The sequence below is a fragment of the Bradyrhizobium sp. AT1 genome, assembly GCF_001590795.1.
Taxonomy (GTDB): Bacteria; Pseudomonadota; Alphaproteobacteria; order Rhizobiales; family Xanthobacteraceae; genus Bradyrhizobium.
In genome coordinates, this window is record NZ_JXDL01000001.1 from 7,253,072 (window position 1) to 7,267,966 (window position 14,895).

Annotated in this window: 16 protein-coding genes; 12 read left to right on the forward strand and 4 right to left on the reverse strand. The window is 64.1% G+C overall.

The annotated features are described in order from the left end of the window. Positions 1 to 135: 135 nt before the first annotated feature. Both SE92_RS33450 and SE92_RS33455 read left to right on the forward strand, forming a co-directional pair. The gene (locus SE92_RS33450; RefSeq protein WP_063202962.1) at positions 136 to 975 is read left to right on the forward strand and encodes a universal stress protein; all 840 of its coding nucleotides are present in this window, start codon (positions 136 to 138) and stop codon (positions 973 to 975) included. A gap of 65 nt (positions 976 to 1,040) precedes the next feature. Next, positions 1,041 to 3,734 (forward strand): bifunctional acetate--CoA ligase family protein/GNAT family N-acetyltransferase, encoded by a 2,694-nt coding sequence (locus SE92_RS33455; protein WP_063202964.1) that lies wholly within the window; start codon positions 1,041 to 1,043, stop codon positions 3,732 to 3,734. Between the two features lie 10 nt (positions 3,735 to 3,744). Here SE92_RS33455 and SE92_RS33460 read toward each other — a convergent pair whose 3' ends face one another. Further along, on the reverse strand, positions 3,745 to 4,245 hold the full coding sequence (locus SE92_RS33460) for a hypothetical protein (protein ID WP_063202966.1): 501 nt from the start codon (positions 4,243 to 4,245) through the stop codon (positions 3,745 to 3,747). Continuing rightward, complete coding sequence (locus SE92_RS33465) at positions 4,246 to 4,521, reverse strand: hypothetical protein (protein WP_063203898.1); 276 nt, start codon at positions 4,519 to 4,521, stop codon at positions 4,246 to 4,248. It abuts the gene before it with no gap. A 175-nt stretch (positions 4,522 to 4,696) separates the two neighbouring features. Here SE92_RS33465 and SE92_RS33470 point away from each other — a divergent pair, with 175 nt between their 5' ends. From SE92_RS33470 to SE92_RS33480, 3 genes are read left to right on the forward strand one after another with little or no spacing between them, the layout of a single operon-like run. Further along, on the forward strand, positions 4,697 to 5,833 hold the full coding sequence (locus SE92_RS33470) for an ABC transporter permease (protein ID WP_063202968.1): 1,137 nt from the start codon (positions 4,697 to 4,699) through the stop codon (positions 5,831 to 5,833). Between the two features lie 2 nt (positions 5,834 to 5,835). Beyond that, positions 5,836 to 6,603, forward strand: a complete 768-nt coding sequence (locus SE92_RS33475) for an ABC transporter ATP-binding protein (RefSeq protein WP_063202970.1) — start codon at positions 5,836 to 5,838, stop codon at positions 6,601 to 6,603. 3 nt (positions 6,604 to 6,606) lie between these two features. After that, entirely contained in the window at positions 6,607 to 7,710 is a 1,104-nt protein-coding gene (locus tag SE92_RS33480; RefSeq protein ID WP_063202972.1) for an ABC-type transport auxiliary lipoprotein family protein, read from the forward strand. A gap of 6 nt (positions 7,711 to 7,716) precedes the next feature. On the opposite strand, the gene SE92_RS33485 is transcribed toward SE92_RS33480, so the two are convergent. Beyond that, complete coding sequence (locus SE92_RS33485) at positions 7,717 to 8,034, reverse strand: c-type cytochrome (RefSeq protein WP_063202974.1); 318 nt, start codon at positions 8,032 to 8,034, stop codon at positions 7,717 to 7,719. Between the two features lie 160 nt (positions 8,035 to 8,194). Here SE92_RS33485 and SE92_RS33490 point away from each other — a divergent pair, with 160 nt between their 5' ends. The 3 genes from SE92_RS33490 to SE92_RS33495 all read left to right on the forward strand — a co-directional run bounded on the left by SE92_RS33490 (position 8,195) and on the right by SE92_RS33495 (position 10,123). Next, positions 8,195 to 8,908, forward strand: a complete 714-nt coding sequence (locus SE92_RS33490) for a Crp/Fnr family transcriptional regulator (RefSeq protein WP_063203899.1) — start codon at positions 8,195 to 8,197, stop codon at positions 8,906 to 8,908. A gap of 83 nt (positions 8,909 to 8,991) precedes the next feature. Beyond that, complete coding sequence (locus tag SE92_RS37430) at positions 8,992 to 9,117, forward strand: hypothetical protein (RefSeq protein ID WP_283806811.1); 126 nt, start codon at positions 8,992 to 8,994, stop codon at positions 9,115 to 9,117. 277 nt (positions 9,118 to 9,394) lie between these two features. Beyond that, a complete protein-coding gene (locus SE92_RS33495) occupies positions 9,395 to 10,123 on the forward strand; it encodes a Crp/Fnr family transcriptional regulator (RefSeq protein WP_028142565.1) in 729 nt (242 codons plus the stop codon). Positions 10,124 to 10,127: 4 nt separating this feature from the next. Here SE92_RS33495 and SE92_RS33500 read toward each other — a convergent pair whose 3' ends face one another. Beyond that, complete coding sequence (locus SE92_RS33500) at positions 10,128 to 10,910, reverse strand: cyclase family protein (protein ID WP_063203900.1); 783 nt, start codon at positions 10,908 to 10,910, stop codon at positions 10,128 to 10,130. A 292-nt stretch (positions 10,911 to 11,202) separates the two neighbouring features. On the opposite strand from SE92_RS33500, the gene SE92_RS33505 reads away from it, so the two are divergent. From SE92_RS33505 to SE92_RS33520, 4 genes are all read left to right on the forward strand, one after another. Further along, entirely contained in the window at positions 11,203 to 12,174 is a 972-nt protein-coding gene (locus SE92_RS33505; protein ID WP_063202976.1) for a TRAP transporter substrate-binding protein, read from the forward strand. 64 nt (positions 12,175 to 12,238) lie between these two features. Continuing rightward, positions 12,239 to 12,784 (forward strand): TRAP transporter small permease, encoded by a 546-nt coding sequence (locus SE92_RS33510; protein ID WP_063202978.1) that lies wholly within the window; start codon positions 12,239 to 12,241, stop codon positions 12,782 to 12,784. Beyond that, positions 12,775 to 14,067, forward strand: coding sequence for a TRAP transporter large permease (locus SE92_RS33515; protein ID WP_063202980.1), 1,293 nt, complete (start codon positions 12,775 to 12,777; stop codon positions 14,065 to 14,067). The genes SE92_RS33510 and SE92_RS33515 overlap by 10 nt, the downstream gene beginning before the upstream one ends. A 21-nt stretch (positions 14,068 to 14,088) precedes the next feature. Continuing rightward, on the forward strand, positions 14,089 to 14,895 hold the full coding sequence (locus tag SE92_RS33520) for an SDR family NAD(P)-dependent oxidoreductase (protein ID WP_063202982.1): 807 nt from the start codon (positions 14,089 to 14,091) through the stop codon (positions 14,893 to 14,895).

The window sequence follows — 14,895 nt, forward strand, 5'->3', positions numbered from 1 at the left end:
TAGAATGATTGGACGACCAGTCCTTGACGTCGGTCAACGCCTGTTTCCGGCCGACCGGACCGAGTTCCCTTGGCTTGACGAGGATCAAGCCTCTCGACGAAAGCCGGCCTATTGTGGCGGCCAAGGAGAATCCCGATGCCCATCAAGGATGTCTTTCTGCCGCTTGTCGGCCAGCCGCGCGGGCCGGCCCTGGTTGCGATCGAGAAATGTGTGGCCGTCGCCGCCGCCCTCGGCGCCAGGATCACCGCGTTGGCGCTCGAGGAAGAGGTCTATGAGCGGCCGAAGGTGATGCTGCCCTACAATCGCGATTCCGCGGAGGCTGCTAGCTCGCGTGAGGCGGCCGACGTGCAGCAGCTGCTGAACGCCTTCACCCATGCGGCGTCCCGCGCGAACGTTCGCGCCCAGAGCCGAACGGGCAAGGTGCCGGCAGACCAGATCGCGGCGGTCCTGGCCGAGCACGCCCGTTTCAGCGATCTGACCCTGTTTCCCGTGAAGCCGCACGACAGCCGAACGGAGAGCTTTGTCGAAGCTTTCCTGTTCGAATCCGGGCGGCCGCTGTTGCTTTGTCCGGAGCAGCATGCGGAGCAGTTGCGGCCGGAGTTCGAGAACGTCATGGTCGCCTGGGATCACTCCGCCCGTGCGGCGCGAGCGGTCGGCGACGCGCTGCCGGTTCTGCAGGCGGCGGCCTCTGTCCGCGTGGTGACCGTGGCGGATGACAAGACCGAAGCGATCGTGCAATCCGGAACCGCTTTCGTCGATCATTTGCGGGAACACGGCGTTCCCGCCTCGTTCGAAACGACCAAAGGCAGCGGCAGCTCAATCGGCAAGGTCCTGGGAAACTGGGCGAATTCCCACGGCATGGATGTGATCGTGATGGGTGCCTATCACCATTCGCGCCTGAACGAGATCGTGTGGGGCGGTGTGACAAAGACCGTCATTGGCCAGCCACCATGCTGGGTTATGATCTCCCACTAGGCGCGTTACTTTCCAGCCTGATCGTCAACCATCGGAACCGTCGCTGACCGGGCGCATTTGCTTTCATGTCAACCTATCGTCTGAACAATCTGCTGGCGCCGCGTTCAGTCGCGCTCGTCGGCGCGAGCGCGCGTCCGGTCTCGGTCGGACGTGCCGTTCTGGAGAACATTCACAAGACCGGATTCAAGGGGCGGTTCGGCCTCGTCAATCCGCGCCATGCCGAAATCGGCGGCGTTGCCGCGGTGAAGAGTCTGGACCGGTTGGACTTCGTGCCCGAGCTCGTGGTCATCACGGCGCCGGCGCGTGAGATTCCGGACATCATCGATCAGGCCGGGCGTCGTGGCTCGGCGGGCGCCTTGATCGTCTCGGCCGGGCTCGGCTACGGACCGGGATCTCTGCACGAGGCCGCAATCGTGGCGGCCCGCAAATACGGCATGCGGCTGATCGGACCGAACTGCCTCGGCATCATGATGCCCGGCGTCAGCCTCAATGCCAGCTTTGCCGCGCATATGCCGGGGGCGGGCAGCCTCGCGCTGATCTCGCAATCGGGCGCGATCGCTGCCGGCATGGTCGACTGGGCTGCGCAGCGCGGCGTCGGCTTCTCCGGCATCGTGTCGATTGGCGATCAAATCGACGTCGATATTGCCGATCTGCTCGATTATTTCGCAATGGATCACAAGACGCGCGCGATCCTGCTCTACATCGAGTCCATCAAGGATGCGCGCAAGTTCATGTCGGCGGCGCGTGCCGCCGCGCGCGTGAAACCTGTCGTCGTGGTGAAATCCGGTCGCATGGCGCAGGGTGCGAAAGCCGCGGCCACGCATACCGGCGCGCTCGCCGGCGCCGACGCGGTCTATGACGCGGCGTTTCGCCGCGCGGGTGTCCTGCGGGTCTCCGACCTGCGTGAGCTGTTCGATTGTGCCGAGACACTCGGCCGCGTCGAATCGCCGACGGGAAAGCGTCTCGCCATCCTGACCAATGGCGGCGGCATCGGCGTGCTCGCCGTCGATCGATTGGTCGAACTCGGCGGAATTCCGGCGACCCTCTCGCCGGAGGTGCGCAAGACGCTCGATGCGGTTCTGCCGCCGACCTGGTCCGGTGCAAATCCCGTCGACATCGTCGGCGACGCTGACGCATCGCGCTACGCGGCGGCTTTGGAGGTGCTGCTGGCCGATCGTGACAATGATGCAGTCCTGGTCCTCAACGTGCAAACGGCGATCGCCTCGGCCGCCGCGATCGCCACGACCGTGACGGAGCTCGTCGCCAAGTATCGAAAAGAGCACCGCAGCTGGGCGAAGCCTGTATTGGCAGCCTGGGTTGGAGCCGATCAGCACATCATTCAGGCACTCTCCAGCGCCGGTGTGCCGAACTATCCGACCGAGGACGATGCCGTCCGCGGCTTCATGTATCTGGTCCGGCACCGCGAAGTGGTGGAGGAGTTGAGCCAGGTTCCTCCCGCGATGCCCGACACGTTCGTTCCGGATGCCCGGGGCGCGAGGCAGGTCGTCACCGCCGCGATCGCGGACGGTCGTGAGTGGCTCGAGCCTGTCGAGATCAAAAACCTGCTCGAAGCCTACGACATCGCGATGGTGCCGACCTATGCGGCATCCGATGTCGAGCAGGCGGTTGGCTATGCAAACGAGATCTTCGCACAGGGTGGCACCGTCGTGCTGAAGATCATGTCGCGGGACATCACCCACAAATCCGATGTCGGCGGTGTCGTTCTCAATCTGACCACGCCTGAAGCCGTGCGAGGGGCTGCCGCGAACATTCTTGCGCGGGCGAAGAAGCTGCGTCCGGAGGCGCGTATCGGCGGCGTCATCGTCCAGGCGATGGTCGTCAAGGCGAAGGCGCGCGAGCTGATCCTGGGCCTCGCCGATGATCCCACGTTCGGCACCGTCGTCGTGTTCGGTCGCGGAGGCACGGCGGTGGAAATCATCAACGACAAGGCGCTGGCGCTGCCGCCACTGGATTTGCAGCTCGCTCGCGACCTGATCGATCGCACGCGTGTATCGCGGCTGCTAAAGGCCTATCGTGACGTGCCGGCGGTCAAGCAAGACGCCGTCGCCATGGTGCTGGTCAAGCTGGCGCAGATGGCGGCCGATATTCCCGAGATCCGCGAATTCGACATCAATCCGCTGCTGGCGGACGAAACCGGCGTGACCGCAGTCGACGCCCGCGTCGCGGTCGGGCCGCCGCAACGGAAGTTCGCCGGCTCCGGCCCGGCCAATTTCGCCGTTCGCGCCTATCCCTCGCAATGGGAGCGCCGCCTCAAGGTCAAGGACGACTGGCGCATCTTCGTGCGGCCCATGCGCCCCGAGGACGAGCCGACCATCCACGAATTCCTGCGCCACGTCACGGCGCACGACCTTCGCCTGCGTTTCTTCGCACCGATGAAGGAGTTCACCCACGAGTTCATCGCGCGCCTGACCCAGCTCGACTATGCGCGCGCGATGGCCTTCATTGCCTTCGACGAGGCTACTGGCGAAATGGTCGGCGTGGTCCGGCTGCATTCGGATTCGATCTACGAGAGCGGCGAATACGCCATCCTGCTACGGTCCGATCTCAAGGGCAGGGGGCTCGGCTGGGCCCTCATGCAGTTGATCATCGACTACGCGCGGTCGGAAGGTCTGAAGGTCATATCGGGCGACGTGCTCAAGGAGAACGCCGTGATGCTCGAGATGTGCCGCGACCTCGGCTTCGAGGTCAAGCCTGATCCGTCCGAGCCTGATATCTGCGACGTCAAATTGAAGCTCTGACGAGCGCGCTTCAAGAGCGCGCTTCAGCCGAACTCGTCGCGGCGGATGTCTTCGCGGATGCCTTGGCGGTCGTCCGCAAGTTCCGAATGATGATGGCGATCAAGGGCACCAGCACCGGCACGATCGTGCTGAGCGGATGATGCACCGCGCCTGACACCTGGGCCTGGAACGCGCGCGCCTCGACTTGAAGGGCTTCGATGGAGGTGTCGTGAATTTCGTTGGCAAGCTCGATGTCGCGGCCTGACGGAGCCCGGCCGGCGATCGCGAAGAGTGCGGCCGCGATGGCGAAATTGACGGCGCCGAGGATGGCGGCCGCGGCAATCGCGCTCCAGATCTGGACCAGCGCGAAATAGGCGGACAGCTCCAGCATCAGAAGTCCGAACGCCGCGATCAGCGCCGCAAACGCCCGCAAGCCGAGGCCGATCAGCAGATGGCGCAGCCTGATGTCCGCGATGATCCTGTCGGTGCGCCACAGCGCGCGCAGGTGTTTGACCACATTCTCGGTATTCACTTAGTGTCTCCTCAGCATGAAGCCGACAACGACGCCGAGCGCGAAGGCGGAGGCGAGCGATGTGATCGGGCGGTCCGCAATGAGCCCCTGAAGCTGCTCTTGCTCTTCGTCGACGGTGTCGCCGAGTTCGCTCAACGCGGCCCGGATCTGATCGGCGAGCGCTTCGGCGCGATCCTTCGAACTCTCGAACATCTCCTCGCCGGCGGTGCTCAGCAAGCGTGTGACATCGACCTTCAGCGCCCGCAATTCTTCGCTCATCCTGTCACTGTTGAACATGGACTTGATATCCCCGTTGAATGCAAGCAAGCCTAGGACCCGCACACGTGATTGCGCTTGATTTGCGTCAATCGGCGGGCGCGGTCCGGGGCTTGAGACAGGTCAAGCCGGCGGCCATATGCTGACCTAGAAATGCCGTCTGAATGGGGACCGATTGTCCCGATGAGGTGGAAGCGTGAACCACGAACCGCTGTTGCTCGCAACGCCGTCCGGCGATGCGCTGAACTTGCGCCCCGAAGGGCCCTGGACCGCCGCGAATGTGGTCACGCTCGAGACATTGTCCCGGTCGGTCGGTGCAGACGTCGATCGCTCGCGCGTCGTCACCCTGGACATGTCGGGCGTCAGCGCGCTCGACACGCTCGGCGCCTGGGTCCTGGAAAAACTGTCGCGCAGGGCTGCATCAGCAGGCAGATCGACCGAATTCGTCGGTGTCGCCGATCATTTCAGCGGGCTGATGGACGAGGTACGTCAGGTCAACCGCCACACGCCGGCCCCGACGGCTGCGCCCAATCCGGTGCTGGCGAGGCTGGGCGACCTCGGCAAATCCACGGTCGGGGCGCGGGAGGACATCACGATCTTCCTCCAGATGCTCGGCGCATTGTTCATGGCGGTGGTCGGCGTGCTGCGCCGGCCGCGGTCGCTGCGGCTGACGTCGCTGGTGTATCAGCTCTACCGCATCGGGTGGCAGGCGATTCCCATCGTTGCACTGATCACCTTCCTGATCGGCGCCATCATCGCGCAGCAGGGCTTCTTTCACTTCCGCAGATTCGGCGCGGAGTCCTACACCGTCGACATGGTCGGCATTCTGGTGCTTCGTGAGCTCGGCGTGCTGATCGTTGCCATCATGGTCGCCGGCCGGTCGGGCAGCGCCTACACCGCCGAGCTCGGCTCGATGAAGATGCGCGAGGAGATCGACGCGCTCTCGACCATGGGGCTCGATCCGGTCGAGATCCTGATCCTGCCGCGCGTTGCGGCCCTGGTCATTGCGCTGCCGATCCTCACCTTCATCGGATCGATCGCCGCGCTCTATGGCGGCGGCCTCGTCGCGCAGTTCTATGGCGACATGGGGCCTGCGATCTACATCGCGCGTCTGCACGAGGCCATCACCGTCACCCATTTCGAGGTGGGCATCCTGAAGGCGCCGTTCATGGCGTTGGTCATAGGGATCGTGGCCTGCAGCGAGGGATTGCGCGTCAAGGGCAGCGCAGAGTCGCTCGGGCGGCAGACCACGACGTCAGTGGTGAAGTCGATTTTCCTGGTGATCGTGCTCGACGGCCTGTTCGCGATCTTCTTCGCCTCGATCGGAATGTGACGATGGATGCACCGCAAGACCAGTTCGCGATCCGCGTCCGTGATCTCGTGGTCGGTTTCGGCCGCCAGACCGTGCTCGACCATCTGTCGCTCGACGTCCGCCGGGGCGAGATCCTCGGGTTGGTAGGGGCGTCCGGCGGCGGCAAGTCGGTGCTGATGCGGACCATCATCGGCCTCATCAAGGGGCAGAGCGGGACCATCGAAGTCATGGGGCAGCCCATCGGCGGCCACGGCCGCGGCGCAGCCACGACATGGGGCATCCTGTTCCAGCAGGGCGCGCTGTTCTCCTCGCTGACGGTCCGCCAGAACGTCCAGTTTCCTTTGCGTGAAAATCTCGTCCTGTCGCAAGAGCTGATGGACGAGATCGCGATCGCCAAGCTCGAAATGGTGGGCTTGCGTGCCCAGGATGCGGACAAATATCCGGCGGAGCTGTCCGGCGGCATGACCAAGCGCGTGGCGCTGGCGCGCGCGCTCGCGCTCGATCCGCCGATCCTGTTCCTGGACGAGCCGACCTCCGGCCTCGATCCGATCGCCGCCGGTGATTTCGACGCGCTGATCACGACGCTGCAAAAGACGCTGGGGCTGACCGTGTTCATGGTGACCCACGACCTGGCGAGCCTGACCACGGTCTGCGACCGCGTCGCCGCGCTCGCCGACGGCAAGATCGTCGCGATCGGCCCGATGCGCGAATTGCTGCAATCCGAGCATCCATGGGTGCGCGCCTATTTCCACGGCAAGCGCTCGCAGATGCTGCAACACGAAATGAGATGAGACATGGAAACCCGCGCTCCCTACGTGCTGATCGGCAGTTTCGTGCTGGCCGCGATCCTGGCGGTGTTTGGCTTCGTCTATTGGCTGAACAACACCGGCGGCATCGGGCCGCGCACGAACTACCACGTGCAATTCCAAGGGCCGGTCCCTGGCCTCCTGGTCGGCGCTGGCGTGCTGTTCAACGGCATCCGAGTCGGAGAAGTGACCCAGCTCGGGCTCGCGCTTGATAATCCGCGCTTCGTCAACGCGACGATCTCGGTTGCCGCCGCCACGCCGGTGCGTTCCGACACCAAGGTCGGTCTGGAATTCCAGGGCCTGACCGGTGTGCCGGTGGTGACGTTGGAGGGCGGGGTGATCACGGCCAAGTCCGGCGAGCCGCCGTCTTTGATCGCGGAAGCCGGTGCCGGTCAAAGCATGACGCAGGCGGCGCGCGATGCACTGCGCCGGGTCGACACGGTGCTCGAGGACAATTCCGGCCCGCTGAAGGACACCATCGCCAATCTCAAGACGTTCTCCGACGGGCTCGCGCGCAACACCGGCAAGATCGACGGCATTCTGGCCGGCCTGGAGAAGATGACTGGCGGTGGCACACCTGCGCCGAAGGTCACCTACGATCTGCACACGCCGCAGAACCTCGGCCCGGCCGCCAAGACGCTCTCGGCGTCACTGGCCATCCCCGAGCCAAGCGCGGTCGCGATGCTGCAGACCCAGCGCATGCTGTTCTCACCCAGCGGGGACAGGCCGGGTTTTGCCGATTTCCTCTGGGCCGACAGCATTCCGAAATTGCTCCAGGCGCGCCTGATCGACAGCTTTGAGAATTACGACATCGCCCACGCCCCCTTGCGCACGTCGGATCTCGGTCAGGCGGATTATCAGCTGCTGATCGACATCCGGCGCTTCCGGATCGCCACGGAGGGCGAGCCACGGGTCGAGATCGGACTGTCGGCGCGGATCGTCGACAAGAACGGCAAGGTGGTTGCCTCGCGCCTGGTCGAGACCAGCGAGAAGCTCGACAAGGTCGAGCCGGCCGCTTCGGTCGCCGCCTTCGACGCGGCTTTTGCCCGCATCGCCAAAGAGCTGATCGGGTGGACCGTGCAGGCGGTGTGACGCCGTCTATTCCAGCGTCTTCAGGTAGGACAGAAGGTCGTGGATCTGGTCCGGACTGAGCTCGAAGGCCGGCATGTCGGCGTGACCAGTGTAGATCCCTTCGGCCAGCGCCTCACCGAGGCTCTCGATCGGATAACGCCGATGCAGGGTGCGCAGCGGGGGCGCGGCCTCGAGCGGGCTGCGGGAGGCGCGGTCGATCGCGTGGCAGCGTGCGCAATTGGCCCGTGCGAAGGCCTTGCCGCGCTGTTCGGCACTCGGGGCCGCCAGCGCGGGTGTCATCAGAAGCAGCGCAATCAGGCCGTGACGCAGGGCGCCTTGCAGCATGGAAAAGATCCCGTCGAATTCTGGACGCAGAATAAAGAATAAGATGGGGATGCCACTCAAATTTGATCTGAGTCAATTGGCTTTGGCGCAGTGCAGTAAAATGCAGCCGCGTGGCGGGCTCGGCCGGGGGGCGGAGCTGGACCGACGCTGGGAGCGGTGGATGAAGCCTTCCGTGGTCACGATCGAGCCGAGTGGGCATTTTTGCGACGATTGCGCCGTGCGCGGAGCGGCGGTGTGTTCGTCGCTGGATGCGGCCGAGCTCAGGGAATTCGAGCATCTCGGACGCCGCGTTCATTTTGACTCCGGCGAGACCGTGTTTTCCGAGGAGGACATCACCACCTCGTTCTACAACGTCCTCGAAGGCGTCATGCGGCTGTACAAGCTGCTGCCCGACGGCCGACGGCAGATCGTGGGCTTTGCCTTGCCCGGCGATTTCCTGGGGATGAATTTGTCCGGCCGGCATAATTTTTCCGCGGACGCGATCGGCGCGGTGACCGTGTGCCAGTTCGCGAAAGCGCCGTTCGGCCGCTTCATCGAAGACCGGCCGCAGCTGCTGAGGCGGATCAACGAGCTCGCCATTCGCGAATTGAGCCAGGCACGCGACCATATGGTCCTGCTCGGCCGCCGCTCGGCCGACGAGAAGGTCGCGACCTTTCTGCTCGGCTGGCGTGAACGGCTGGTCGGGCGCAACGGGTTGTCCGACACGGTTCCGCTTCCGATGAGCCGTCAGGACATCGCGGACTATCTCGGCCTCACCATCGAAACCGTCAGCCGCACCTTCACCAAGCTGGAGCGCCACGGGGTGATCGAGATCATCCATGGCGGCATCAGCCTGCTCGATCCTGCGCGCGCTGAGGCGCTGGCCGCAGCGTGACGGTCTGTCCCCACGTTTTTGATCTCGATCAATGACGCCGGCCACCCGCGGCAAATAATGCCCCAAACTATCGGGAGGGGATCATGCCTGCTGACGCGTTGCTGGTGACCGTTGTCGTCGTCGCGATCTTCGTGACATTTGCCGCGGCCTTGGCTTGGGCTGACCGGCAAACCAGCTCAGGCCGCCTCGATCCGGATTCCAAGCGCTGAAGTTCTCGAGGTCCTGATCCGCACAGACAGGCCGACCGCCAACGCTCGGGCGGCTCCGCCGTTCGCCCAGCGTCTCAACGCAATCGCGGCTTGCGTCGCTTGCAACTCTGCAGCGATCAGAACGCATTGGCGCATCCTTCGGATGCCGACTTCCGGCTCAACCGCGGCTTTTTCGCGGCATTTGCCTCAAACCGCGCGCGTGCTTTCCGGTTGAAAAGCCTGATAACGTTGACTACGCAGGAACCCCAGTGCCTCGTAGTCTTAGGAGCCCCGCGGCGTGCCTCAGGACAAGACCGGCGACCCCCGACAGTCGGCGGGCAACAAACTATCGGTCCTGCGCAAGCACCCGATCTTCGCGGATCTGGAGCCGGAGGCGCTCGATCAGCTCTGCCGCTACGCCAAGCACACCACCGTGAAGCGCGGCGCCACGATCGCCGCCAAGGGCGATCCCGGCAACAATCTGTTCGCGGTGATCACGGGGACGGTGAAGATCTCCTCCTCGTCGCCCGATGGACGGAACGCCATTCTCAATCTGATCGGTCCCGGAGAAATCTTCGGCGAGATCGCGGTGCTCGACGGCGCTCCCAGGTCGGCCGATGCGACCGCCAACACCAATTGCGAGCTCTACATCATCGATCGCCGGGACTTCCTGCCGTTCGTGAAGAGCCAGCCCGCGCTGGCGATGAAATTCATCGAGCTGCTTTGCGCGCGTCTGCGCTGGACCAGCCAGCAGGTCGAGCAGGTGATCCTGCAAAATCTGCCGGGCCGGCTGGCGAGCGCTCTGCTCGGTCTCACCGAGGAGCGCAAGTTCGACTCGGGTAGCGGCACGCTCGCCATCACGCAGCAGGAGATCAGCGAGATGGTGGGGATGACGCGCGAGAGCATCAACAAGCAATTGCGCGCCTGGGCCGGCCGCAACTGGGTTCGCCTCGAGCACGGCGCCATCGTCGTGCTGGATACGGACGCGCTGCGCGAACTCGCCGAGAGCGGCCTCGACGGCGAGTGATGCCTCAGGCCTGATCGTCGATGATGGCGACGGCGCGGGTCCAGCCGGCGGAGGCGCGTTCGATCTTCACCGGGAAGCATGAGACCGTGAACCCGGCCGCGGGCAATTGGTCGAGATTGTGCAGCTTCTCGAGATGGCAATAGCCGATGTGCCGTCCCGCCTTGTGGCCTTCCCAGATCAGGCCGGCGTCTTTTGTCTCGGCATATTTCTTCGCGGTGTAGACGAACGGCGCGTCCCAGCTCCAGCCGTCAGTGCCGGTGAGCCGCACGCCGCGTTCGAGCAGGTACATGGTGGCTTCATAGCCCATGCCGCAGCCGGAATTGACGTATTCGGCCTTACCGAATTTCGCGCCGGCGCTGGTGTTGACGACGACGATTTCCAGCGGCGACAGCGTGTGCCCGATGCGTCTCAGCTCCTTCTCGACGTCGTCGGCGCTCGCCACGTAGCCATCGGGCAGGTGCCGGAAGTCGAGCTTCACGCCGGGCTGAAAGCACCATTCCAGCGGCACCTCGTCGATCGTCCATGACCGCTCGCCGCGGTTCATGGTCGGATGGAAGTGCCGGGGCGCGTCGAGATGCGTGCCGTTATGGGTCGACAGCGAGACCTGCTCGACGGCCCAGCCCTGACCGTCCGGCAGATCCTGCGCCTTGAGGCCGTCGAAGAACTGCAGCATCCGGGGCAGGCCCTGCTGGTGATCGATATACTGGATCGTCGGGTGATTGCCGGGCGGATCGGACGTCACGTCGTTTCGAAGCGGCACGGAGATATCGATCAGCTTCCGCGGCATGGGCATTCCCTCAACTTGGACCGCTGTTTCGAATATCTTGATGGGCCTGCATTGGTGGCGTCAAGTCACGTGGCGGCGACGTCTGCCAGCCCCCATACCCGCCATAAAGCGAATTGCGTCGAAAATTGATCGATGCAACTCTTGCATCGATCGATGCTGGAATTGGCTTGGACAGAGAATGCCGGCCGCCCTAGGGACGACTTGGTCCTTGACTTCACTCTTGAAGTGGAGCGACCCAAGGCGGCCCGCAGCCTGCCCGACAACGACATAATCAACCCCGGAGGAAGCCCAGATGAAGACACTGACCGGTATCATCACAGCCGTTGCGCTGGCGCTCTCAGCGCCCGTGGCGACCGCACGCGATTTCCGCTCCGCCGACATCCATCCCGCCGATTATCCGACCGTCGAGGCCGTCAAGTTCATGGGCAAGCAGCTCGCGACGGCGAGCGGCGGCAAGCTCGGCGTCAAGGTGTTTCCCAACGGCGCCCTGGGCTCCGAGAAGGACACCATCGAGCAGCTCAAGATCGGCGCGCTCGACATGATGCGGATCAACGCATCGCCCCTGAACAATTTCGTGCCGGAGACCATCGCTTTGTGCCTGCCCTTCGTCTTCCGCGACACGCAGCACATGCGCACCGTGCTCGACGGCCCGATCGGCGACGAGATCCTGGCGGCCATGGAGCCCGCGGGCCTGGTGGGCCTTGCCTATTACGATAGTGGCGCGCGGTCGATCTACACCGTCAAGGCACCGGTCAAGTCGCTTGCCGATCTCAAGGGCCTGAAGATCCGCGTCCAGCAGTCCGATTTGTGGGTCGGCATGATCCAGAGCTTGGGGGCCAACCCGACGCCGATGCCGTATGGCGAGGTCTATACCGCGCTCAAGACCGGCCTCGTCGATGCGGCCGAGAACAACTGGCCGTCCTACGAATCCTCGCGCCATTTCGAGGCCGCCAAGTTCTACAACATCACCGAGCACTCGCTTGCGCCCGAAGTTCTCGTGATGTCGAAAAAAGTCTGGGACACGCTGAGCAAGGAGGACCAGGCCATGGTCCGCAAGGCGGCCAAGGAATCGGTGCCGGTCATGCGCAAGCTCTGGGACGAGCGTGAGCAGGCCTCCCGCAAGACGGTCGAGGCGGCCGGCGTTCAGGTCGTGACGATCGCCAACAAGGCGGAGTTCGTCGACGCGATGAAGCCGGTGTACGACAAGTTCGCCGGTGACGAGAAGTTGAAGGGGCTCGTCAAGCGTATCCAGGACACGAAGTAATAAAACATCGGAGCGGGTCCGGCGTCACCGCGAGGTGACATCGGACCTCGCGGGGAGGCGCGGAATGACAGATCCACACGTCGCAGATCACGAACAGGACGCCGGACGCCCGTCCACCGCCTTGCTGTCGCGGATCAACGCGCCGGTTGCGCGCGCCGGCATGTATCTGTCCGTGACCGGCCTGCTCGTCATCGTCACCATCGTGTTTTATCAGGTGTTCGGGCGTTACGTGCTCAATTCCAGCCCAACCTGGACCGAGAACCTCGCACTGGTCCTCATCCTCTACGTCACCCTGATCGGCGCCGCCGTCGGCGTGCGCGATGCCGGACATATCGGCATGGATAGTCTCCTGGTGATGCTCCCGGATCACGCGCGCGAGAAGATCGAACTCCTGATCCACGTCCTGGTCGCCATCTTCGGCGTTGCGATGGCCTATAACGGCTGGATCCTCGGGGTGTCGGTCGGAACTGTGAAGATCCCCAATCTCGGTCTTCCCGAAATCATCCGCTACGTGCCGCTGATCGCCTCCGGCGTCCTGATCGTGTCCTTTTCGATCGAGCACATCATCGCACTCCTGCGCGGCGAAGAGGTCGTCCCCTCATGGAACTGATCATCCTCGGCGCCACCTTCTTCGGCTTCCTGATTCTCGGCGTTCCCGTTGCCTTCGCCATCGGCCTGTCGGCGATCTGCACCATCCTCTACGAAGGCCTGCCGGTTGCCGTCATCTTCCAGCAGATGATGTCGGGGATGAACATCTTCTCCTTCCTCGCGATTCCCTTCTTCGTCTTCAGCGGCGAGCTGATGCTGCATGGCGGCGTTGCCGACAAGATCGTGCAGCTCGCGAAGAATCTCGTCGGGCACATCCGCGGCGGCCTCGGCATGTCGAACGTGGTCGCCTGCACGCTGTTCGGCGGCGTCTCAGGATCGCCCGTGGCCGACGTGTCGGCGATGGGCGCGGTGATGATCCCGATGATGAAAAAGGAAGGCTTTGACACCGACTACGCCGTCAACGTCACCACCCACGCTTCGCTGGTGGGAGCCTTGATGCCGACCAGCCACAACATGATCATCTATGCACTCGCGGCCGGCGGCAAAGTCTCGATCGGCGCGCTGATCGCGGCCGGCCTCCTTCCGGCGATGGTGCTGATGGTCTGCATGCTCGTCGCTGCCTACGCGGTTGCGGTGAAGCGCGGCTATCCCGCTGGCAAGTTCCCGGGCTGGGCCGAGGTGTTCCGCTCGTTCGCGGCGGCGCTGCCCGGCCTCCTGATCGTCGGCATCATCCTGACGGGCATCCTCTCCGGCGTGTTCACGGCGACGGAATCCGCCGCCGTCGCGGTCACCTATACGATCCTGCTGACCTTCTTCATCTACCGCACCATGACGCTGCCGAACTTCCTGCGCGCGGCCGCCAAGGCGGTGAAGACGACGGGCGTGGTGCTGCTGCTGATCGGCGTCTCCACCATGTTCCAGTACCTGATGGGGCTGTACGAGGTGGCTGACTTTGCCGGCGACCTGATGAGCAAGGTGTCCTCGCAGCCCTGGATCATCTTCCTGCTGATCAACGTCATCCTGTTCGTGCTCGGCACCTTCATGGACATGGCCGCGACCATCCTGATCTGCACGCCGATCTTCCTGCCGATCGCGATGAAGGCGGGGATGGATCCGGTGCAGTTCGGCATGCTGATGCTGATCAACTGCGCGCTCGGGCTGAACACGCCCCCGGTCGGAACCACCCAGTTCGTCGGCTGCGCCATCGGCGGCATTTCGGTCGGCGCGGTGATGCGCACCATCCTGCCTTTCTATGCTGCCTTGATCGCAGCTCTGATGTTCGTGACCTACGTGCCTGCGTTCTCGCTGTGGCTGCCCCGCCTGCTGATGGGCTACAAGGGCTAACAGCACCAGGAGAAGTTATCAGTGACGGACTATCGCAAGCTCTTCGATCTCACCGGCAAAACCGCAGTCGTCCTCGGCGCCGCATCCGGCATCGGAAAATCGTCGGCCGAGGCCCTTGCCGGGTTGGGGGCCCGTGTCATCTGCGCCGATCGCGCGCTTGACGCGGCGGAGGCGACCGCCGCCGGCATTCGCGACAAGGGCTGCTGGGCCGAAGCCGCGAGCTGCGACGCCGCGAGCGCCGCGGATGTCAACGCGCTCGCCAAGACGGTGATGCAGAAGTTTTCACGGCTCGACATCGCCGTGACGACGCCCGGTCTCAACATCCGCAAGACCATCCTCGACTATACCGAGGAGGATCTCGATCGCGTCCTGAGCCTCAACGTCAAGGGCACCGTCTTTTTCTTCCAGGCCTTCGGCCGCATCATGGTCGCGCAGAAGGGCGGCAGCATCATTGCCTGCTCCTCGGTGCGCGCCGTGACCATCGAGCCGGGCCTCGGCGTCTACGGCTCGACCAAGGCGGCGATCGGCCTCCTGGTGAAGGGCTTCGCCTCCGAGGTCGGCCATGCCGGCGTCCGCGTCAACGCCATCGCGCCGAGCATCGCCGAGACCGCGCTGACCGGTCCGTTCAAGCAGCGTCCCGACATCTACAATCTCTATGCCGGCCACACCGTGTTCAATCGCTGGAGCAGCGCCGACGAGGTTGCCACGGCCGTCGCCTATCTCGCCTCGGATGCCGCGAGCTATGTCAGCGGCAGCACGCTGTTCGTCGATGGCGGCTGGACCGCCGTCGACGGTCCGCCGACCGGTCTCACCCAACTGCACAAATAG